Below are 19,967 nucleotides of genomic sequence, written 5' to 3'. Positions count from 1 at the left end.
AAATCCTGCTTGAAAAGGCTGCCTGCAAGGCGCATCTCAAAGTAAAATATCAACGCGTAAAACCTAATGACAGAAATCAGTTTACTCCTTGCCCTGGTGGTGTTCTGTGCCATCTACTGGCGGCTCGATGATATCAAGCGCGCTTACTGGCAACATAAATATAAAACGCAGTCACTCAGTGAGTTAGACAGGCAGGTTCTGCTGCGCTATATGCCTATCTATCGCAATATGACGGACGCAGACAGAGCGCGTCTCGAGCGCCATATCCTGTGGTTTTTGGGGGAGAAGCAGTTACTTGGCCGTGACGGCCTGAAAACCAATCGGGCTATGGCACTGATCATCGCGGCAGATGCCTGCCTGCTGGTACTCAATCAGCCGTGGCCACTGTATCCCAATGTTAAAGAGATCTTACTTTACCCCAGCAGTTACTATGCCGGGCAAAATAGCCGTGACAGTGCTGGGCTGGTGAGCTTTCATACTGTGGTGCGTCAGGGAGAGTCCTGGCCCGGTGGTACGCTGGTGTTGAGCTGGCATGACGTGCTGGAAGGCAACCGGCTACCAGAAGACGGGCATAATCTGGTGTTTCATGAATTTGCCCATCAACTGGATCAGCAAACTGGGCAAACCAATGGTACGCCTCAGTTACCAAAAGGCATGAGTTACAAAAAATGGGGGGAGGTGTTGTCTCGGGCCTATCAGCAACTAAAAACTCAGCTGGCGTATCACATGCCTCACGTGGTGCATGAATATGGCGCGACCAACGAAGCGGAGTTTTTTGCGGTGATCACTGAAACCTTTATTGAAAAGCCACTGCAACTGAAACAGGAAAATCCCGAATTATTTCATCTGTTGAGCGAGTACTATCGATTCGATCCGCGCGACTGGGTAAAGTAGCCATTGCGATGATCGCTTGGCGTTTAGCCTGTTGTTAAATTACAGGCATAAAAAAACCGCTTCAAGGGAAGCGGTTTTTTCGTCTAAATCAGATTATGAAAAGCTGATCTCGCCGCGCTCTTTGCGCTTATTGTCACGCTTGTCACCACGTGGATCTTTGAAGCTGCGCTTGCGGTCACCACGGCCTTCGCCACGTTCGTTACGGCCTTCAAAGCGACGCTCATCACGACCGCCTGAACGACGTTCACCACCGCGACGCTCGCCACCATTGCCCTGATCGGCAGGGTGCGTGCTCTTGGTCATCTTCATTGGGCGCTGACAAATGTAAACGCTCTGGAAGTGTGACAGCGTATCTGCTGGCATATCCTGAGGCAGCTGAACAGTGCTGTGCTCATCAAACAAACGGATCTCACCGATAAACTTGCTTGAGATATCAGCTTCGTTGGCAATCGCACCAACAATGTTCTTGACCTGTACGCCGTGCTCACGACCTACTTCGATACGATAGGTATCCATAGGACCGGTGTTGCGACGTGCATTGCCTTTACGTTCACCACGCTCACCACGACGCTCGCGGTTTCCGTCACGGTTACCATCGCGTTCGCGACGTTCACGTTGCACCTGAATTTCCTGAACTTTCAGCGGCGACTGCTGCTGTGCCAGGCACAGAAGTGCAGCGGACAGCTCAGTTTGGCTCAGTTCCAGCTTTTCAGCCATGCCCTGTGCTACTTCACTGAAGAACTCGATGTCTTTGTGATCCAGCGCCAGGCTTAGCTTGCCTTGTAGTGCTTCAATACGCTTTTGCTCAACGACTTTCGCGTTAGGCAGTTCAACCTGCTCGATGTCAGAGCGGGTATGACGCATGATGTTACGTAGCAGGTAACGTTCATTACCTTTCACGAACAGGATAGCTTTACCTTTACGACCAGCACGACCTGTACGGCCGATACGGTGTACATAGGCTTCGCTGTCTTGCGGGATATCATAGTTGATAACCAGGCTCAGACGATCTACGTCCAGACCACGCGCTGCAACGTCAGTTGCGATTACGATGTCTAACAGACCGCTCTTCAGACGCTCTACCGTACGCTCACGGGCTTGCTGGTTCATGTCACCATTCAGTGGTGCCGCAGAGAAGCCTTCGCGTTCAAGTAGTTCAGCCAGCTGAACAGTGTCGTTACGAGTACGCACAAACACGATTGACGCATCGTAATCTTCCGCTTCTAAGAAACGTACGATGGCTTTGTTTTTATGCGTCGTTGCACGCCAGTAAACTTGCTCAATTGTATCAACAGTCGAGTTACGTGGCGTGATTTTTACTTGCTCTGCGTTATCTAAATACTTAGAACAAATAGATTGGATCTGCTTTGGCATGGTTGCAGAGAACAAACAGGTTTGCTTCTCTACCGGTGTTTTTTCCATGATGCTTTCAACATCATCGATAAAGCCCATGCGTAGCATTTCATCGGCTTCGTCCAGCACTAAGGCTTTCAGATCCGACAAATCAATGGTCTTACGGTTAATATGGTCAATCAAACGACCCGGTGTTGCCACAATGATCTGTGCGCCACGGCGTAGTGCACTTAGCTGCACGCCATAGCTTTGTCCGCCGTACAGAGCCAATACTTCAACACCTTTGGTGTATTTAGCGTATTGGTTGAAGGCTTCCGCGACCTGTAAAGCCAGTTCGCGTGTTGGAGTCAATACTAATATCTGTGGTTGCTTAACGGATGCGTCAACATTGTTTAATAGCGGCAACGCGAACGCCGCCGTTTTGCCCGTACCCGTCTGCGCTAGTCCCAGCACGTCCTTTCTTTCTAGCAATAACGGTATACATTGAGCCTGGATCTCAGAAGGTGATTGATATCCCAGCTCTTCGACTGCCTTTAAAATTGCAGGAGAAAGATCTAAAGATTCAAACGTGACTGGTTCTGACATTAATGCGCCTCAACAAGTTAAAAGAGGCGGCATTGTACAGCAAAGAAAAAACAATTGCTTGCATAAATTGGCACTAATTTTGTAGGTATTTGATATTGGTCAAAAAATAAGCTTATTTATTTTTTTGAGCTATCACATTGGCAGGTAAGTGGCTATTTTTAAGGGAAAATCATGCCTGAATTGCAGCTTAATAGCGACTCAGGCAAGGGTAATACGGCACTGTGTTACTGATACAGGCCCAGATTCTCTTTGGCATAGGCTTCAAATTCGGTAAAGCCGCCAATGTGGTCCTGGTCGACGAAAATTTGCGGTACCGTCGGGCAAGGCTTGCCTGCGGATTTTTCCAAATCGGCCTTGCTGACACCTTCTTTATTGATATCAATGTAACGAAACTTAAAATCGTCGCGTTCATTGGTCAGGCGTTCAGCCAGGTCTTTTGCACGGACACAATAAGGGCAGCCTTCACGGCCAAAAATTACAGTAAACATGGGGGTCTCCAAATCATTCTCATTGCTAACCAGTATATCGGCCTGCGTACAGAATGAAACCGCCAAAAATCGATGGTCATGATTGAGAAAACCGATGACGCCTTAGGAGCGATACACCGTTTTGATGAGGTGGTAACCAAATTTAGTCTTGACTGGACCGTGGACTTCATAAAGCGGCTTTTTGAACACCACATCATCGAATGCTTTAACCATATCGCCTTTATTAAACTCGCCAAGGTCGCCACCGCGCTTTTTCGATGGACACAAAGAATGCTGTTTGGCCAGTTTGTTGAAGTCGCCTCCTTTGGCAAGCTTAGCTTTTATGGCAAGGCACTCTTTTTCGGTTTTAACTAAGATGTGGTAAGCACAGGCTTTTGGCATGATTCAGATCTCCGGACTATCAAAGGCGCCGATCATGCAAGGAGAAGGCCGAAAACGCAAGCCTCAATTGCCTGCGTCTGGCCTTTTCAAGGGAAGTGTTAGAAGGTCACGCTAAACCCAATCGACGGGCGGATAGAGAAATCATCTTCCTCTTCTTCTATGTACAGGTCGTTAACGGACTTAACTCTGTCGTAGTCCAGGTCAATATAGGCAATGTTTTCCTGGCCATAGGCATTCATGAGTTCAAAGATCAGCTTGCCATCGTTGCCGAATAGTTCGGTCTTACGCTCAAAACGAATATCCAGGCGGTGATACACTTTGAACCGCTCTGAGAAGGGCTCGCCATAGACAGGTAAAAAGCGGCCATCGTGGTCGGGGTTTTCTCTGACACCGACAATGGGGGTATAGGCCTGGCCGCTGCGTGCGGTAAAGTTAAAACCACCTTGCCACTTTTCATTGATCTCGTAATGGAATACGGCATTAAACACCAGCGGCGTATCGGCGAAATAGTCGCGGGTGATATTCTGGCTAAGATCGGTGCGCTCACTTTTGGCATAGCTCAATGCCACCCAGCCATACCAGTTATCGGTCTTGTTTTTGTTGATCAGCAGGTCTACACCATAGGCGCGTCCTTCAACGTCGTTGCTATACAAATCAGCGGCATTGGGGCCGTCGTCGATGGCAAGCGGAAGATCATCCATGGTCTTGTAATATCCCTCAATTGACCAGCTCCACTCATTCTCCAGTTGCTGACTGAAGCCCAGCGTATAGTGATCCGACACCTGAGATTTCAGCTTGGGGTTACCAATTTCTGGCAAAATGTACTCCACATTCTGCATGCGATTGTAGCGACCCGCCTTGGCACTGATGGTGCTGTTTTCTGTCACATAGTAACTGATTGCGAGACGAGGCGAGGTGAAGGTTTCATCGGTGTATTTATTGTGCTGGCTTTGTACTCCCAGCTCGCTCTGCCAGTCATCGCTCAACTGCCAGATATGTGCCAGGCCAACAAAACCGCTGTCGATGTCTATGCTGCGCTTGCCGCTGATCCGCTCACCTTTTTTCAGGTCGCAGTCGGGATCCAATTCAGTACACAGGTACTGAAAGGTGTCGTAGCTATATTCTGTTTCGTTATCAAAGTAAGCAGCATCTAAAACCAGCTGGTGAGCTGGGTTGATACGGTAGTTCAGGCGTGCCTTGTAGGTATATTGTTTTTCCGACTCTTCTTCAAAATAGCCGGCAGAAACCGTGGCGCGGCGGCCATATTCCAGTCGGCCTGAATGGTCCAGCGCACCAATCCCCACACGCAGATGCAGCTTGTCATTATAGTGGTCCCACAACACGTTCTGGCTGTTGAACTCCCTGATAAACCGCGCGTCCCCCTGAAACTCAGGGGTCTTTTGCGCCAGCTCGGAGCGTTCGTTAAATCCGGCTGCTGCCGAGTCTTCTGCGCCGGTAAAGTTGAAGGTCAGGGTGTTGTTGGCATTAATATCCCACAAAAACTTACCCTGATAGTCGTGATCGTCCGGCGCATCATTGATGATCACACCGGTTGGCTCTCCGTCATCATCTTCGAGCTCTTCACCTTCTTCAAAGAATAAAGGGAGGGTACTTTTGCGCCCCGAAACATAGAAAGCCGTGCTGTCGCTAAGCTGACCTTCCACAAAGACACCGGCATTGAACATGGTGAGATCGAGTGTGGTGGTGATTGGCTGATATTTGGGGTTGCGCAGGGTGACGTCAAATACTGCGCCCGTTGCGTTACTGTAGCTGCTGCCGTAGCCAGCTGAGTAAAGCTGAAAATCCTGAATGATATAGCGATTGAAGATAGAGCTGCCAAAGTCGTGGAAAATGTAACCCGCAGGCATAAAGTCCACTTCGAACATGTTGTCGCTTGGCGAAGAGCCGCGTACGGCGGGTTCACTCATGGAGCCACCGGCGGCAACCACACCGGGTAATGCATACACAGCCCGCAATGGATCGCCCATTGCGCCGGGCATCTCAATCAGTTTTTCTGTGTCTTCTGTGATCTCAGAGGTGATTGAGCTGCGCTTATAATGCACCTCAATGTGTTCTATGTCTGCATTGGTGTTTGCCTGTATCTGAAATGCCATGCATAGCATAATGGGTGACAGTGCAAACGGTTTTTTGAGTGACGAGCGCGTCATGATAGTCCCTTGTTGAATCTAAGCTGAATAAGAATTGGGACTAGTGTATGAGAATAAATCGTACCTTTGTTTTACCTAAGGGTAAGAAATTGTCGACAACTCAAACACTTTCTTACACTTACAAGTCTAGAGCCTTACGCGTATCCCCAGCTCGCTGGAGTAACCCACAGAGCGCTCGACTACCTTAAGGTCAGCAGACAAAACATAATAGGTGGGGTAGGCCTTAACCTTGTAATCTGAGCCTGTGTGGTGAGTGCCAAGCAATACTGGCATGCTTAGCGCCAGGTCATCGACAAAGGCGCGGACCGCGTCCGTGCTCTCAAAATCCAGCGCTATTGCCACCGCATTCACTTTCCCTTGCTCATGTAATTTATTGAGGTTAGGCATGCTGTAACGGCAAATACTGCACCAGGGGGCGAAGAAATAGACGACTGATTGCTGCCCTTGCAGCGACTTAATAGACACTCGCTGTGCAGGTTGTTCAAGTAAAGGCAGCGAAAAATAAGGCGCCGGGGCCTGGCCATCGTCCGCCAGCATACCGAGTTCCTGATATGCGGTGACTGCCAGAAAAACAATGGCAAAAATATTGAGCTGAATAAGCGTTTTTAACATGTGCGCTCGCAAATTTTAATTTCCGAGCGCGAGTATAAATAAAACCATGGTCACAGCACAAATTAGTCGTAGATATTTTCTCCCAGGTATCGCTTGGCTTTTTGCGCCTTGATGCGGGTAAGGTCTACCAATACCAGGCCATCAATACAATTGTTGAAGTCAGGGTCAATGCTGAAACTCAGAAAGTTCACCCCGTCTGGCTCACACAGCTCGGTATACTGTTTAAACAGCGTCGGCACCTGTGCGCCCATGTTTGCCATAATGTGCTTGAGCTCGGCAAAATCCTCTTTAACATCATGACCACAAAATAACTGCGCAAAGGCCTGCTGCTGTGATGGCGTAAATTTAAACTCGTTTTTGGGTGTGGCAAGAGATGACAGATTGGCAAAGTAATGCTGGTAATGGTAAATCAGCATGGCTTTGGCTTTATCCGGCAGTGCATTGGACAAACTGACTGCGCCAAACAGATAACGATGTTGTGGGTAGCGCTTCACAAATGCGCCAATTCCGTACCATAAATAATCCAGGCTTTTGCGTCCCCAGTATCTGGGCTGCACGAAGCTTCTGCCCAGCTCCAGACCTTGCTCGAAGTAGGGCTGCATGTGCTCCGAGTAATTAAATAAACTGGTCGTATATAATCCTTCCGCGCCCTGGTTGTCGAGCACGGTTTGAGCGCTTGCGAGTCGATACGCACCAACCAGCTCCAGTTGTTTAGCATCCCACAATACCAGATGCTGATAATACATATCGTATTTGTCGATATCGCGGCGTTTGCCGCTGCCTTCGCCGACCGCACGAAACGCAATCTCTCTTAGCCGACCCAGCTCGCGGAAGATTGGGGAGCTGCCCTGATACTGATAAAGGTAGATTTGCATACCATCCTGGGTTTCACCGAGCCGCTCACAGCTTTCAATTGCTTGCTTAAGGTCTTTTTTACATTCGGGCACCGCAATAGGCGTCTGAGTTTTCAGCGGCAAAGATTTTTTTGATGTCAGTCGGTACAGCTGCTTGCGGATCAGGGCCACTACCTCTTTGTCTTTGAGGTTTTCCAGCAAGTAAGAAGCCGGCGGAATGCTGGCACCAATTTCAAATTCCAGTGACTTTTGTCGCTGTTTAAACATTTCTTTAACCAGCAGCAGGCTGGCTAAAGGTTTGTAGATCATAGACGTGCCGTAAAACAGCGGGCTGTTTTTTGCCTTAATATAGATAGGCAAAATAGGGCAGTTGGCTTTTTTGGCCATACGTAAAAAACCGGAGTTCCACTTGCAATCTTTGATGCCCGTAGGTCCAAGTCGGGACACTTCTCCGGCAGGGAAAATAAGTAAAGCACCTTCCTGTTTAAGGTGGTGCTGGATATTGGCCAGCTCCTGCTTGCGACTCGCCCCGGATAGATTGTCTACCGGCAACAGCAGCGAGTGCATGGGGGTAATGGACATCAGCATTCTGTTGGCAACGACTTTCAGGTCCGGGCGTACCTGTGCCAGTACTTTGATCAACGCCAGTGCATCTAATGAGCCGATTGGGTGGTTGGCCACAATCACGACACTGCCCTCGCTGGGAATGTGCTCTATTTGTTTAGGTTTGAAGCGCGCATCGAAGTCCAGCTCCTCCAGTACCTGCTCAACAAACTCGAGCCCCTGGAGGTGAGGGTAGGTATCTGCAAAGGCGACAAACTCTTGCTCATGTAATAAGTAACCCAGGCCTTTTTTAACTAAGCCTTTTACTTTTGGTGAATTTTCTAATTGAGGCAGGTTTGCTTCAATGACCTTATCAACACTGATCATATTTCGATTCTCAAGTTTTATAACCGCTTTTCGTCAAGATTAAAAACTCTCCATGACAAACAAGTTGCAACTGTATGTCAGTTTGATGGCCGTCGCGTAAGTACACCTGAAGGTTAGATTTTTTGCTAAAGTAGTCGCGATTAAAAAACACTAAGGGAAAGAGCATGGCATTTTTAGTCTGTGTAACGGGCAGAGACAACAGCAAACTGATGGCAGAGTTACGCGCGAGCCTGCCAGATGTGGACATAAGAGAGTGGCCCGATGCCGGTGAACTGGCTGAGATTGAGTTTGTGTTGGCCTGGAACGCGCCTGAGTCGTTGTGGCAACAATTACCAAATCTCAAAGTCGTCCAGTCGTTTGGTGCCGGGGTCGACGGCATCACGTTATCTGCTTTACCAGCTGATGTACAGGTGTGTCGCATTGTTGATCCCGCGCTGGCAGACGACATGGCAGAATATGTGCTGGGGCATGTGCTGGCCCATAAGCTGCGTCTGGGGTTGTATTATCGTCAGCAACAGCAGCGACTGTGGCGTCCTAAAAGGGCCTGCGCTGGAAATCGGGTTGGGATACTTGGACTTGGTCAACTGGGGCAGGTGGCCGCCACTAAGTTGCAACGCAATGGTTTTGAGGTGTTAGGCTGGTCAAGAAGCGAAAAAGCGCTAGAGGGCATTACGCAATTCTGGGGACAGTCGCAATTAAGCGAATTTGCGTCACAGTGTGATTATGTCGTCTGTCTGTTACCTCTAACAGCCCAGACGCGCGGTATTTTGAATAAAGCGCTGTTTGAGGCAATGCCCTCGCACGGAGTACTGATCAATGTTGCCCGTGGGGCACATCTCAATGAAATTGACTTGCTTGATGCACTCGATAATGAGCAAATTGCAGCAGCCACGCTGGATGTGTTTGCATCAGAGCCGCTTGCGGCGGAGCATGCGTTCTGGGATCACCCAAAAATCACTATGACCCCGCATGTAGCGGCGCTGACGAGTCTTAAAACTGCGACGGCACAAATTGTTGCAAATATGCAGGCAATGCAAAAAGGTCAGCCCTTGTCACATTGCGTGGATTTGAAACTGGGGTATTAATCGTAATTGCTCAGCCTTTTACATCAGGCTGTGCGCGGTTGAAGGCTCGATACGGGTCCAGAAATCCTTGTCGGTGGTAAGTGGTTAGGTGCTCTGGTAGGCGGCGCTGGGCGACAATTTGTTTTGGCACAAAATACTGTATAAAAAAACATCTTGTGACATCTAATTACATTCAGTAAGTTATGAGAAAATAATAATAAAGAGTCGCTTTTTATGAATAGTAACCAAGGTGGCGTTAAGCTCTCCGTTGTGCTTTTTAGCGTTATTGTGTTGGGGGTAATGGCGTGGTTCAATCAGGCCAATGCTGAATCTCAACATACGATACAAGAAGCGGACGAGGAAGTGGTCGTAACGTCTTCCTCACAGACTTAAAAAGATAGCAGCACATGCTGCTATCATCGTTTGGCGTGTCGCTCGCGATTTTCCACTTTTTTCTCTTCGCTTTTCTTCAATAGCACGTAAGTGGCGCCGTTACCGCCATGGCAGCTCAATGCCGAGTGGAATGCCAGTATTTGCGGCATCTCCTGTAGCCACTTGTTGCAGTAGCTTTTCAGAATAGCCGGAAAGGGTTTGCTTTTTAAGCCAATGCCATGACGAATAAGAAGTACCCGGATGCTGCGTTGATGGCAGTCGGTGATGAAGTCAAACAGTGCTTTTCTGGCTTCACGAAAAGGCTTGCCGTGCAAATCCAGCGTGGCGTCAATCTGATACTTGCCCAGCCTGAGATTCTTAAATACCCCTTGCTGAACACCATCTTTTTTGTAGCTCAGCAAATCGTGTGGATCGAGCAGGTCAACATATTCAGTGGAGAGAAAATTTGGATCGAAGTCCTGCTCCTGCTCTGCGGCTTCTCTGCGTGCAAGTTGCGCCAGGGTAGGTTCGTTTTGTTGACGTCTGAGCTCTGCTTTTTTGTCTTGTGCTAAGGGGACAACGTCCCCCATCGAGGCGAGAAAAAGTTCTTCATCTGTCATGGCCATACTACGTCTCCAAAACCAATGGGTGTGGCCAGATTGTAGCGCAGGCTCAGAAATTAGAAAATATCTTTAAGCCTGGCAGTTTGCTTTTTACTGCCTGCCAGTTGCGCGTGGCAGGCATCTCAAAGGCGTACCTAAGGCGTACCTAAGGTGTACCTAAGGCGTATTATACTGTTCGTGAGTGAAGAGCTTAAACAGATAAAATGAATTAATCAGAATCAAACCCAGGTTTGAGATCACTGAGGTGTTCATCAGATCGAGGCTGAACAAAATAAACAGGATGCTGCAGGTCGCCAATGCTGCACCACGCAGCAAGGTTTTATGGTTAATAAAAAAGGCACCAAATCCTAGCACTAGCAGTAATAAATTAAGTAGCCAGTCAAATTCGTTCGGCATGATCGTCAAAGTACTCCGGGTTGTTCAATAAAGGGGCGCCATTATGCGCCCCAACCCTGGTCTCTTCAAACGAGTATTTTTGTGTTTTTCAGATTAGTTTTTTTAATCCAAAATCAGTGCCATCAATGCAGAGATAAAGCCTTGTTGTTTGATGATTTGATACTTCTGACAGGAGTCTGGGTCACGCTCATCCTGACAAAGATAAAGCATGTTCCGCTCTAAGGCTGGACGAATATGTAGGTTTGAATCGAATAAGATGGGGTTTACTCCGGGCAAACCGGGCCAGTATACACTTTGTGCAACCAGGCCGAGCTTTTCATAGGTGATGAGCTTAGGCTTGGGGAACAGGATAACGAGAAGTAAAACGACTGCAGCGACGATCCAGCGCGTTTTGCCAGACTTAGCCTGTGCCTGTTGCTCAGCGGCCAGCTGGGCTTGTTGCTGGAGTTGCTGTTGTTGTAGTGCCTTCTGTTGCTGGGGTGATAAACGTTTCTTTTGTCTGGGTTGTTTTTTCTTTGACCTGGCATCGACCTGACCGAGTAATGCCTGTTTTTTTGGTTTTTGTGCCATGCTTTGCTATAGCCTTTTGTTTGCAGGACTCTATAATAGTTCTATGCTAATAATAGCGCATTTCAATTGACTAGCCCACGGGAAAGGATATGGAACAACAAATCTCTATATTAATTGTTGATGACGTAGGCACTGTTCGCAGTTTCTTACATCAGACCCTGATGCACTTGGGGATCGATAACGTAAAAGAAGCGTCAACGGCGAAACAGTGTATTACGGCATGTGAGGAGCAGCACTTTGATATTGTGTTCTTGGATATCGAGCTACCTGATGGAGACGGAAAAGAGCTTATCGCGGAGCTGGCTGAAATTAACCCGGATATTAATGTCGTTATGGTGTCGGCTCATTCAACCGTAGATAATGTGAAAGATGCCATTGAACGAGGGGCGAAGGGGTTTGTTGTTAAGCCTTTCTCACCAAAGAAAATTGCCGCCATGTTGAAAAAGTTTTATCCAAAACTAGAACTCGCTTAATTAGTTTCTTAGCAGGGTGTTACTGGCACTGCGCCCTGCACACTATTTATTGAAGTAACAATGCTTGTATGAGTAGGTTTGTCACAACTCAGCCTGGCAAAAACAATCAGGCATAAAAAAACCGACTTACGTCGGCTTTTTCATATCCAAATCCACAATTATAGTGCTTTGATTTTAGCAGCTAGGCGGCTCTTATGACGAGCAGCTTTGTTTTTGTGGATAAGACCTTTAGTTGCGTAACGGTCCAGGATAGGTGTAGCAACAGCGAAAGCTTGCTGTGCAGCTTCTTTGTCACCAGCTTCAATTGCAGCGATTACTTTTTTGAAGTAAGTACGCATCATTGAACGACGGCTTGCGTTGTGCTGACGACGTTTTTCGCTAGTGATAGCGCGTTTTTTTGCAGACTTGATGTTAGCCAAGGTATGCTCCTAACAATCTTAAAATAAGCTTAGTTTAAAGGCCGAGGAATATGCCCTTTTTATTCTTTAAAGTCAATAAAAATTCCCCTCGGCTGGTCAATTTGTTTGCATGTCGTACTTGTCCCTAGCCCCTCGCAGCCTTAAGCGGCTAGTTGGGTTGCACGACAGCGAGTCTGAAACGATTGGGTGCAATCACATTCTCAGATCTTATACCAAGTTCGCACCGCTCTATGGCGCAGCCCTCAGCATTCTGGCGCTATTGTAACAAATCCCCCCACGGTCTACTAGAGTGTTCGTGTCGATCCTTTGCATCGACAGCAATTGAGACCCATTCGAGTCGGTGCCCACGTGCTACGCGCTAAAGGGGCACTGTTTTGTCAGGCTTGTACATCAGTATTTATCTGTAATGGCTTGTGGCATAATTGCGCGCAAATAACAACGTGGGGAAAATGCGTGGCGAAGGGGCTGTTTAAATCGGGCATGATAGTGAGTGCCATGACCATGATATCCAGGGTGATGGGGCTGGTCAGGGATGCTGTGGTGGCAAACCTACTGGGAGCCGGGCTGGCTGCCGATGTCTTCTTATTTGCAAACCGTATCCCGAATTTTATGCGGCGACTTTTTGCTGAAGGCGCTTTTGCCCAGGCATTTGTGCCTGTACTCGCTGAAATCAAAGAGCAACATGGCGACGATAAGGTCAGGCTGTTTGTTGCGCAGGCAGCTGGCACTTTGGGCACGATCTTAATGTTGGTGACGCTGATTGGGGTGATTGGCTCGCCAGTTATAGCCGGTCTCTTTGGTACTAGCTGGTTCATTGACTGGTGGCAGGGGGGCGAAAATGCTGAGAAGTTTGTGTTGGCCAGCGCACTGTTGAAACTGACTTTTCCTTATTTATTTTTTATTTCTTTGGTTGCGCTCAGCGGGGCCGTACTGAATGTCTATAACCGATTTTCGGTGGCGGCATTTACGCCGGTGTTACTGAACATCTCTATTATCAGCTGCGCTCTCTTATTACATGACCGGTTTGAGCAAGGTGCATACGCTCTGGCTATTGGGGTGTTTGTTGGCGGGCTGGTACAGTTTTTATTTCAGCTGCCCTTCTTGGCGCGGCTTGGTATGTTATCTAAACCAAAATTCGCCTGGCAGTCGCCTGAGGTCGTCAAGGTACGGAAACTGATGTTGCCGGCCATGTTCGGTGTGTCGGTTAGTCAGATAAACCTGTTGCTCGACACCATTATCGCTGCAGCACTAGCAACCGGCTCAATCGCCTGGTTGTATTACGCCGACAGGTTAATTGAGTTTCCACTGGGACTGTTTGGCATTGGTATTGCGACGGTGATTTTGCCTGCGCTGTCTAAACTGCATGCAAAAGATAGTATTCAGGAATTTCAGCAAACTCTGGATTGGGGCGTTCGCTTCGTGTTATTCCTGGGGATCCCCGCGATGGCAGGCCTGATACTCATTAGCCCTTTGATTATTTCTGTGTTGTTTGGCCATGGCGCATTTGCGCAGAGCGAGCAGGATAATATCGGCGCTGTAAGTGGTGCTGTGACGGCTTATTCGGTCGGTCTGGTTAGCTTTATGCTCATCAAAGTGCTGGCTCCCGGTTTTTTTGCCCGACAGGATACAAAAACCCCCGTTAAAATCGGCATTATTGCCATGTCTTTAAATATGCTGTTTAACCTGATGCTGGCACCCTTTATTGGTTACCTGGGGCTGGCGCTGGCAACTGCTTTGTCTGCTACGTGTAATGCGGCCTTGTTGTATCGCTATCTTAACCAGGCAGGGGTATATCGGGTATCGCCGTTTACGCTGATATTTTTTGCGAAGTGTGTTGCTGCCAGTGTGGTGATGTCGGGCGTCTTGGTGTGGCTGAATCAGCTTTTGCCCTGGCAGGGCAACGACCTTATGGGGCAGATTGGTATATTAGGCTTACAATTGGTGGTTGCAATACTGACTTACTTCGCTGTCATGTACCTTTCTGGGGTTCGGATTAGTACGATCCGAGATAGCTCAGCGGCTGGAGCGGGCGCAGCATAGGCTTTATTCGCATTTGCTGGCAACTTGGGTATAATCGGGCTTTTATACTGCTTTAGTAATCACAGGTGTTTGTTGTATGCAATTAATCAGAGGGATCCACAATATCCGACCTCACCACTACGGCTGTGTGTTGACGATAGGAAACTTTGATGGCGTACATCTGGGGCACACCGAGGTGCTAAAGGGCCTGGTTGAAGATGCACGGGTACACAACTTGCCAAGTACAGTGATGCTGTTTGAGCCACAGCCACAGGAGTTTTTTGCCAAAGCGCAGGCTCCAGCGCGCTTAACCCGGTTGCGGGATAAGCTCGCTTTACTGGCGGATGTGGGCATTGAGCGCGTGATTTGCGTGAGCTTTAATGCTCGATTTGCCAACTTCCAGGCTGAAGATTTTGTCCGCCAGGTACTCTGCGCCAAGTTAGGCGTCAAAGCGCTGACTGTTGGTGACGATTTTCGTTTTGGCAAAGGCCGGGTCGGAGACTTCTCTATGTTGCAGCAGCTGGGCCGTGAGCTGGACATGGACGTAAAAGACACGCAGAGTTTTCGACAGCATAATAGCCGGGTTAGTAGCACCTTGATCCGCGCTGCGCTGGCAAGTGGTGATGTGGCACTGGCTCATGAAATGCTGGGCCACACTTATGCGATATCAGGGCGGGTGATCCATGGTTGGAAGAAAGGCCGTGAGCTGGGGTTTAAAACAGCCAATGTGGCACTTAAACGTCAGGTAAGCCCTGTCCAGGGCGTATTTGCGGTCCGTGTCAGAGTGCATGATACCTTGTATCACGGTGTAGCTAATGTTGGCACTAAACCCACCTTGAATGGCAAGCAGGCATTACTAGAGGTACATATCTTTGGTTTTGACCAGGAAATTTATGGTCAATTTATAAAAGTGGAGCTTTTACATAAGCTCCGAGATGAACAAAAATTTGAGTCATTGCAGCAGTTAACTGAGCAAATTGCCCAGGATGTGATTGCTGCAAAACACTTTTTTAATAATTTTAAGTAGCCGATACGGAAAGTAAAGTAAATGAGCGACTACAAGCATACGTTAAATCTACCGGAAACCGAGTTTCCAATGCGTGGCAATTTGGCACAACGCGAGCCGAAAATGCTTAAGAAATGGTACGAGCAGGACCTGTATGGCCAGATCCGAATTGCCAAAAAAGGTAAGAAGCCATTTATTTTGCACGACGGCCCTCCTTACGCCAATGGTAATATTCACTTAGGTCACTCTGTAAACAAGATCCTTAAAGATATTATTATTAAGTCAAAGACACTTTCCGACTTCGACGCACCTTATGTGCCGGGCTGGGACTGTCATGGTTTACCGATTGAGCTACAGGTCGAAAAGAAAGTTGGCAAGCCGGGCAAAAAAGTCTCTGTTGCGGAATTTCGTGAAAAGTGTCGTGACTACGCGCGTAAGCAAGTTGACGGACAAAAAACAGACTTTAAACGCCTCGGTGTGTTGGGGGATTGGGATCGCCCATACCTTACCATGAACTTTGATTTTGAAGCGAATGCACTGCGTGTGCTGGGTCGTATTATCAAAAATGGTCATCTGCACAAAGGTGCAAAGCCCGTTCATTGGTGTACAGACTGTGGCTCGGCCTTGGCAGAAGCAGAAGTGGAGTACCAGGACAAACAATCGCCTGCGATTGATGTCAAATTCGACTTTGTTGATGAGCAGGCGTTGCTAAATGCTTTTGTACTGGCAGATGAGCACCAGGGTACAGGCCCTGTCAGCACTGTGATCTGGACAACGACACCCTGGACCTTGCCTGCCAACCGCGCAGTGGCTGTTCATGGCGGCCTGGAGTACGCGCTGGTACAGATTGAAGATGAAGGCCAAGAGCAACGTATGGTTTTGGGCTCAGAGCTGGTTAAAGATGCGATGGACCGGTTTGGGTTTAATCGTTATCACGTGCTGGGCTATGCCAAAGGTGCGGTACTAGAGAACCTGCGTGTCGCGCATCCTTTCTATGATTTTGATGTGCCTGTGATCCTGGGGGAACACGTCACAACGGATTCAGGTACCGGTATCGTTCACACTGCACCAGGTCACGGCCCGGAAGATTTCGCAGCAGGTCAGGCTTATGATCTGGAAGTGGCCAACCCGGTTGGCGCCAATGGCGTATTCCTGCCAGACACGCCAGTGTTTGCCGGTCAGCATGTGTTTAAAGCTAATGAGGCTATCATTGAGCACCTAAAAGAAAAGGGCGCGCTGGTCCATCACCATGCCATGACACACAGCTACCCACACTGCTGGCGTCACAAAACTCCGATTATCTTCCGCGCCACACCACAATGGTTTGTGAGCATGGATCAGGCGAACTTGCGCCAGGATTCTATGGCAGAAATTGGCAAAACTCAGTGGATCCCTGAGTGGGGCGAGAACCGTATTGCTAACATGGTTGAGGGACGCCCGGACTGGTGTATCTCTCGTCAGCGTACCTGGGGTGTGCCTATTGCCCTGTTTGTTGACAAAGATACCGGTGCATTACACCCGCAAACTGAGAACCTGATTGAAGAAGTCGCCAAGCTGGTTGAACAACAAGGTATTCAAGCCTGGTACGACCTGGAGCCTGCCACTTTACTCAATGAAGCGGATGCACAACAGTATGTGAAAGTGCAGGATACGCTGGACGTATGGTTCGACTCGGGCGTAACACACGCGTGCGTCGTTGATGCACGTGAAGAGCTGACGGGCCCGGCAGATCTGTATCTGGAAGGTTCAGATCAGCACCGTGGCTGGTTTATGTCGTCGATGATGACATCGGTGGCCATCAACGGCCATGCACCTTATCGCCAGGTTCTGACACATGGTTTCACCGTGGATGAGAAAGGCCACAAAATGTCAAAGTCGCTGGGGAATGTTATTTCACCTCAGGACATCATGAATAAGCTGGGTGCCGATATCCTCCGTTTGTGGGTTGCATCAACCGATTATACAGCAGAAATGACGGTTTCAGATCAGATCTTTAAGCGTGCAGCAGATCGCTACCGCCGGATCCGTAATACCAGCCGTTATCTGTTGTCTAACCTGAGTGGTTTCAATCCGGCGACTGATTTAGTTGCTGTAGAAGACATGATTGAACTGGATCGCTGGATTGTCAGCCGTGCAGCACAATTGCAGCAGGAAATTGTGGAAGCTTACGACAACTATCAAATGCTGGTTGTGACACAAAAGCTGATGAACTTCTGTACCGGCGAGCTTGGTTCGTTCTACCTTGATGTGATCAAGGATCGTCAGTACACGGCTAAGAGTGACAGCCATGCGCGTCGCTCTTGTCAAAGTGCGTTGTACCATATTGCAGAAGCGATGACGCGCTGGATGGCGCCAATCATGAGTTTCACGGCGCAAGAGATCTGGGAAGTATTACCAGGTGAGCGTGGTGAGTTCGTGTTCACTGATGTCTGGTACGATGGTTTGAGCCAGGTGAGCGAAGGCCAGCTGAACAATGACTTCTGGCAAGAGCTGCTGGCGGTGCGTGACGAAGTCAACAAAGTACTCGAAAGTGCCCGTAAAGAAGAGATCATTGGTGCGACCTTGCAGGCTGAAGTTACGCTTTACACTGGCGGTGACCTGGCAGACAAACTACAGACCCTGAAGGACGAACTCAGGTTTGTTCTGCTGACTTCTAAAGCCCAGGTTGAAGTAGTTAACACAACCCCTGAAGACGCGGTTGCAACTGAAATTGACGGCTTGTTTATCTCAGTGAAGGCAACCCAGGCGGCCAAGTGTGATCGTTGCTGGCATCACTGTGAAGATGTTGGTCAGCACGAAGCGCACCCAGAGCTGTGTGGACGCTGTGTGACTAATGTTGACGGCGCTGGCGAACAGCGTCAGTTCGCTTAACCCAGGAGTATTGCATGACCAAATCGACCGAGCGTAGTGGTCTGGTGTGGTTGTGGCTGAGTCTACTGCTGTTTGCAGTAGACTTTGGCACGAAAGCACTGGTAGTCGCAAATATGCGGCTCTATGAGTCTATCGAATTACTGCCATTTTTTAATTTTACTTATATGCACAACTATGGCGCCGCGTTCAGCTTCTTAAGTGAAGCAGGCGGCTGGCAGCGTTGGTTTTTAAGTGCGATTGCTGTGGCAATCAGTGGTCTGTTGGTTTACTGGCTGAAAAAACTGCCTGCCAAAAACTGGTTGCTGTGCAGTGCCTATGCTTTGGTTCTGTCTGGTGCTTTAGGTAATCTGTATGACCGCCTGACGCTTGGCTACGTAGTAGATTTTCTACATTTTTACTATCAGGATTGGCACTACCCGGCATTTAATGTTGCTGACATGGCCATTGTTGGCGGTGCAGGTTTATTGTTATTTGACGCCATTTTTGGTGACAACGCGGATACGCAGGAGAAAAAGGCATGAGTGAGCAGGTAATAGGCCCGCAATCCGAAGTTTTATTTCACTTTTCAATAAAACTGGCTGATGGTTCTGCAGCAGACTCAACGAAAGTACATGACAAGCCAGCCAAGCTTTTTATGGGCGATGGCAGCTTGACTGAGAACTTCGAAAAATGCCTGCTTGGGCTTCAAGCTGGTGACAGTAAATCATTTGAGCTTGAACCACAAGATGCCTTTGGCATGCCAAATCCGGACAACATTTATTATGTTGATCGCAGCAAGTTTGGTGCCGATACCCCGGCCGAGGTAGGCAGTATTATTGCCTTTACTCAGCCTGACGGTACTGAGCTACCAGGTCTGGTGCGTGAAGTTGCCGGCGATTCTGTCACCGTTGACTTTAACCACCCGTTGGCGGGGCAGAAAGTGACCTTTGAAGTCGATATTTTAGAGGTGAAAAACTAATGGAGATCTTACTCGCCAACCCACGTGGTTTTTGCGCTGGTGTCGATCGTGCTATCAGCATTGTTGAGCGTGCCCTGGATATCTTCGAAAAACCCATCTATGTACGTCACGAAGTGGTGCACAATAAGTATGTGGTTGACGGTTTACGCGCGCGCGGAGCGGTGTTTGTTGAGGAACTGGATCAGGTGCCTGACGACAGTATCGTGATTTTCAGTGCGCATGGCGTGTCTCAGCAAGTACGTCAGGAGGCTAAGCGCCGTGAACTGAAAGTGTTTGATGCGACCTGTCCTTTGGTGACCAAAGTCCACATGGAAGTCACTCGTGCCAGCCGCAAAGGAACGGAATGTGTGCTGATCGGCCACCACGGACACCCGGAAGTGGAAGGCACTATGGGTCAGTACAACAACCCGGCTGGTGGAATTTATCTGGTCGAGACACCCGAAGATGTGGCAACGCTGGAAGTGAAAGATCCCAGTAATTTGTTCTATTGCAGCCAGACCACACTGTCTGTGGACGACACCTCAGATGTGATTGAGGCACTGCGGGCGAAGTTTCCACAGATCCACGGCCCACGTAAAGATGACATCTGTTACGCCACGCAAAATCGTCAGGATGCGGTCAGAGATTTAGCGAACAAGGTTGACCTGTTGCTTGTGGTTGGAGCAAAGAACAGCTCTAACTCAAATCGACTGCGCGAACTTGCCGATAAAATGGGCACGCGAGCATTTTTGATCGATGATGATAAGTGCCTCGAAGCCGGCTGGTTTGAGGGGGTTGGCAAAGTGGGCGTGACAGCCGGTGCGTCAGCTCCCGAGGTGCTAGTCCAACAAGTGATTGCCCGATTAAAAGCGCTGGGCGGTCAAACGGTGGTTGAAAACCCGGGTCAGGAAGAGAACGTGGTCTTCGCCGTGCCTGTTGAGCTCAGGTAAGC

At 48.8% G+C, this 19,967-nt stretch carries 20 protein-coding genes; 10 read left to right on the top strand and 10 right to left on the bottom strand.

Going from position 1 to position 19,967, the window contains the following annotated elements:
- Window positions 1-66 precede the first annotated feature (66 nt).
- A complete protein-coding gene (locus C3B51_RS00960; protein ID WP_125716270.1) occupies window positions 67-894 on the top strand; it encodes a M90 family metallopeptidase in 828 nt (275 codons plus the stop codon).
- 93 nt (window positions 895-987) lie between these two features.
- Here C3B51_RS00960 and C3B51_RS00955 read toward each other — a convergent pair whose 3' ends face one another.
- The 6 genes from C3B51_RS00955 to C3B51_RS00930 form a co-directional block, all read right to left on the bottom strand.
- The gene (locus tag C3B51_RS00955) at window positions 988-2,832 is read right to left on the bottom strand and encodes a DEAD/DEAH box helicase (protein WP_130243865.1); all 1,845 of its coding nucleotides are present in this window, start codon (window positions 2,830-2,832) and stop codon (window positions 988-990) included.
- 224 nt (window positions 2,833-3,056) lie between these two features.
- Window positions 3,057-3,320: a GrxA family glutaredoxin gene (locus C3B51_RS00950; protein WP_130243864.1), complete on the bottom strand. Its 264-nt coding sequence runs from the start codon at window positions 3,318-3,320 to the stop codon at window positions 3,057-3,059.
- 102 nt (window positions 3,321-3,422) lie between these two features.
- Window positions 3,423-3,701 (bottom strand): peptidylprolyl isomerase, encoded by a 279-nt coding sequence (locus C3B51_RS00945; protein ID WP_010382504.1) that lies wholly within the window; start codon window positions 3,699-3,701, stop codon window positions 3,423-3,425.
- 98 nt (window positions 3,702-3,799) lie between these two features.
- Window positions 3,800-5,869, bottom strand: a complete 2,070-nt coding sequence (locus C3B51_RS00940) for a TonB-dependent receptor plug domain-containing protein (protein WP_130243863.1) — start codon at window positions 5,867-5,869, stop codon at window positions 3,800-3,802.
- A gap of 126 nt (window positions 5,870-5,995) precedes the next feature.
- Entirely contained in the window at window positions 5,996-6,481 is a 486-nt protein-coding gene (locus C3B51_RS00935) for a TlpA family protein disulfide reductase (RefSeq protein WP_130243862.1), read from the bottom strand.
- Between the two features lie 62 nt (window positions 6,482-6,543).
- Window positions 6,544-8,265, bottom strand: coding sequence for a GNAT family N-acyltransferase (locus tag C3B51_RS00930; protein WP_130243861.1), 1,722 nt, complete (start codon window positions 8,263-8,265; stop codon window positions 6,544-6,546).
- 164 nt (window positions 8,266-8,429) lie between these two features.
- Here C3B51_RS00930 and C3B51_RS00925 point away from each other — a divergent pair, with 164 nt between their 5' ends.
- Entirely contained in the window at window positions 8,430-9,350 is a 921-nt protein-coding gene (locus tag C3B51_RS00925) for a 2-hydroxyacid dehydrogenase (protein WP_130243860.1), read from the top strand.
- Between the two features lie 213 nt (window positions 9,351-9,563).
- Window positions 9,564-9,722 carry a hypothetical protein gene (locus tag C3B51_RS23485; protein ID WP_164519165.1) on the top strand — a complete coding sequence of 53 codons (159 nt, stop codon included), beginning with the start codon at window positions 9,564-9,566 and terminating at the stop codon, window positions 9,720-9,722.
- A gap of 23 nt (window positions 9,723-9,745) precedes the next feature.
- On the opposite strand, the gene smrA is transcribed toward C3B51_RS23485, so the two are convergent.
- The 3 genes from smrA to C3B51_RS00910 all read right to left on the bottom strand — a co-directional run bounded on the left by smrA (window position 9,746) and on the right by C3B51_RS00910 (window position 11,290).
- Complete coding sequence (gene smrA / locus C3B51_RS00920; RefSeq protein ID WP_125716278.1) at window positions 9,746-10,327, bottom strand: DNA endonuclease SmrA; 582 nt, start codon at window positions 10,325-10,327, stop codon at window positions 9,746-9,748.
- Window positions 10,328-10,480: 153 nt separating this feature from the next.
- Window positions 10,481-10,720 carry a hypothetical protein gene (locus tag C3B51_RS00915; protein WP_010382493.1) on the bottom strand — a complete coding sequence of 80 codons (240 nt, stop codon included), beginning with the start codon at window positions 10,718-10,720 and terminating at the stop codon, window positions 10,481-10,483.
- Between the two features lie 102 nt (window positions 10,721-10,822).
- The gene (locus C3B51_RS00910) at window positions 10,823-11,290 is read right to left on the bottom strand and encodes a hypothetical protein (protein ID WP_125779080.1); all 468 of its coding nucleotides are present in this window, start codon (window positions 11,288-11,290) and stop codon (window positions 10,823-10,825) included.
- Between the two features lie 89 nt (window positions 11,291-11,379).
- On the opposite strand from C3B51_RS00910, the gene C3B51_RS00905 reads away from it, so the two are divergent.
- Window positions 11,380-11,763: a response regulator gene (locus C3B51_RS00905; protein ID WP_010382489.1), complete on the top strand. Its 384-nt coding sequence runs from the start codon at window positions 11,380-11,382 to the stop codon at window positions 11,761-11,763.
- Between the two features lie 158 nt (window positions 11,764-11,921).
- Here C3B51_RS00905 and rpsT read toward each other — a convergent pair whose 3' ends face one another.
- Window positions 11,922-12,182: a 30S ribosomal protein S20 gene (rpsT, locus tag C3B51_RS00900; protein WP_010382487.1), complete on the bottom strand. Its 261-nt coding sequence runs from the start codon at window positions 12,180-12,182 to the stop codon at window positions 11,922-11,924.
- Window positions 12,183-12,635: 453 nt separating this feature from the next.
- Here rpsT and murJ point away from each other — a divergent pair, with 453 nt between their 5' ends.
- The 6 genes from murJ (at window position 12,636) to ispH (ending at window position 19,965) form a co-directional block, all read left to right on the top strand.
- Complete coding sequence (gene murJ / locus C3B51_RS00895) at window positions 12,636-14,222, top strand: murein biosynthesis integral membrane protein MurJ (RefSeq protein ID WP_276319638.1); 1,587 nt, start codon at window positions 12,636-12,638, stop codon at window positions 14,220-14,222.
- Between the two features lie 76 nt (window positions 14,223-14,298).
- The gene (ribF, locus tag C3B51_RS00890; RefSeq protein WP_125716280.1) at window positions 14,299-15,228 is read left to right on the top strand and encodes a bifunctional riboflavin kinase/FAD synthetase; all 930 of its coding nucleotides are present in this window, start codon (window positions 14,299-14,301) and stop codon (window positions 15,226-15,228) included.
- Window positions 15,229-15,249: 21 nt separating this feature from the next.
- The gene (gene ileS / locus C3B51_RS00885; RefSeq protein WP_130243859.1) at window positions 15,250-18,078 is read left to right on the top strand and encodes an isoleucine--tRNA ligase; all 2,829 of its coding nucleotides are present in this window, start codon (window positions 15,250-15,252) and stop codon (window positions 18,076-18,078) included.
- A gap of 14 nt (window positions 18,079-18,092) precedes the next feature.
- The gene (gene lspA, locus C3B51_RS00880; protein WP_125716282.1) at window positions 18,093-18,599 is read left to right on the top strand and encodes a signal peptidase II; all 507 of its coding nucleotides are present in this window, start codon (window positions 18,093-18,095) and stop codon (window positions 18,597-18,599) included.
- Window positions 18,596-19,036 (top strand): FKBP-type peptidyl-prolyl cis-trans isomerase, encoded by a 441-nt coding sequence (gene fkpB / locus C3B51_RS00875; RefSeq protein WP_046006681.1) that lies wholly within the window; start codon window positions 18,596-18,598, stop codon window positions 19,034-19,036. Before lspA ends, fkpB begins: the two co-directional genes overlap by 4 nt.
- Window positions 19,036-19,965, top strand: a complete 930-nt coding sequence (ispH, locus tag C3B51_RS00870) for a 4-hydroxy-3-methylbut-2-enyl diphosphate reductase (RefSeq protein ID WP_125716283.1) — start codon at window positions 19,036-19,038, stop codon at window positions 19,963-19,965. Before fkpB ends, ispH begins: the two co-directional genes overlap by 1 nt.
- The last annotated feature ends 2 nt before the right edge of the window (window positions 19,966-19,967 follow it).

It is taken from the genome of Pseudoalteromonas rubra (assembly GCF_004212645.1).
Taxonomy (GTDB): domain Bacteria; phylum Pseudomonadota; class Gammaproteobacteria; order Enterobacterales; family Alteromonadaceae; genus Pseudoalteromonas; species Pseudoalteromonas rubra_G.
This window is presented reverse-complemented; position numbering and strand designations above follow the sequence as displayed.

Coding starts and splice junctions, on each gene's coding strand:
- C3B51_RS00950 (WP_130243864.1), bottom strand. CDS start 3,320: ATGTTTACTGTAATTTTTGGCCGTGAAGGCTGCCCTTATTGTGTCCGT.
- C3B51_RS23485 (WP_164519165.1), top strand. CDS start 9,564: ATGAATAGTAACCAAGGTGGCGTTAAGCTCTCCGTTGTGCTTTTTAGC.
- C3B51_RS00905 (WP_010382489.1), top strand. CDS start 11,380: ATGGAACAACAAATCTCTATATTAATTGTTGATGACGTAGGCACTGTT.
- fkpB (WP_046006681.1), top strand. CDS start 18,596: ATGAGTGAGCAGGTAATAGGCCCGCAATCCGAAGTTTTATTTCACTTT.
- smrA (WP_125716278.1), bottom strand. CDS start 10,327: ATGGCCATGACAGATGAAGAACTTTTTCTCGCCTCGATGGGGGACGTT.
- ribF (WP_125716280.1), top strand. CDS start 14,299: ATGCAATTAATCAGAGGGATCCACAATATCCGACCTCACCACTACGGC.
- ileS (WP_130243859.1), top strand. CDS start 15,250: ATGAGCGACTACAAGCATACGTTAAATCTACCGGAAACCGAGTTTCCA.
- C3B51_RS00930 (WP_130243861.1), bottom strand. CDS start 8,265: ATGATCAGTGTTGATAAGGTCATTGAAGCAAACCTGCCTCAATTAGAA.
- C3B51_RS00960 (WP_125716270.1), top strand. CDS start 67: ATGACAGAAATCAGTTTACTCCTTGCCCTGGTGGTGTTCTGTGCCATC.
- ispH (WP_125716283.1), top strand. CDS start 19,036: ATGGAGATCTTACTCGCCAACCCACGTGGTTTTTGCGCTGGTGTCGAT.
- C3B51_RS00910 (WP_125779080.1), bottom strand. CDS start 11,290: ATGGCACAAAAACCAAAAAAACAGGCATTACTCGGTCAGGTCGATGCC.
- C3B51_RS00935 (WP_130243862.1), bottom strand. CDS start 6,481: ATGTTAAAAACGCTTATTCAGCTCAATATTTTTGCCATTGTTTTTCTG.
- lspA (WP_125716282.1), top strand. CDS start 18,093: ATGACCAAATCGACCGAGCGTAGTGGTCTGGTGTGGTTGTGGCTGAGT.
- C3B51_RS00940 (WP_130243863.1), bottom strand. CDS start 5,869: ATGACGCGCTCGTCACTCAAAAAACCGTTTGCACTGTCACCCATTATG.
- C3B51_RS00925 (WP_130243860.1), top strand. CDS start 8,430: ATGGCATTTTTAGTCTGTGTAACGGGCAGAGACAACAGCAAACTGATG.
- C3B51_RS00945 (WP_010382504.1), bottom strand. CDS start 3,701: ATGCCAAAAGCCTGTGCTTACCACATCTTAGTTAAAACCGAAAAAGAG.
- C3B51_RS00915 (WP_010382493.1), bottom strand. CDS start 10,720: ATGCCGAACGAATTTGACTGGCTACTTAATTTATTACTGCTAGTGCTA.
- C3B51_RS00955 (WP_130243865.1), bottom strand. CDS start 2,832: ATGTCAGAACCAGTCACGTTTGAATCTTTAGATCTTTCTCCTGCAATT.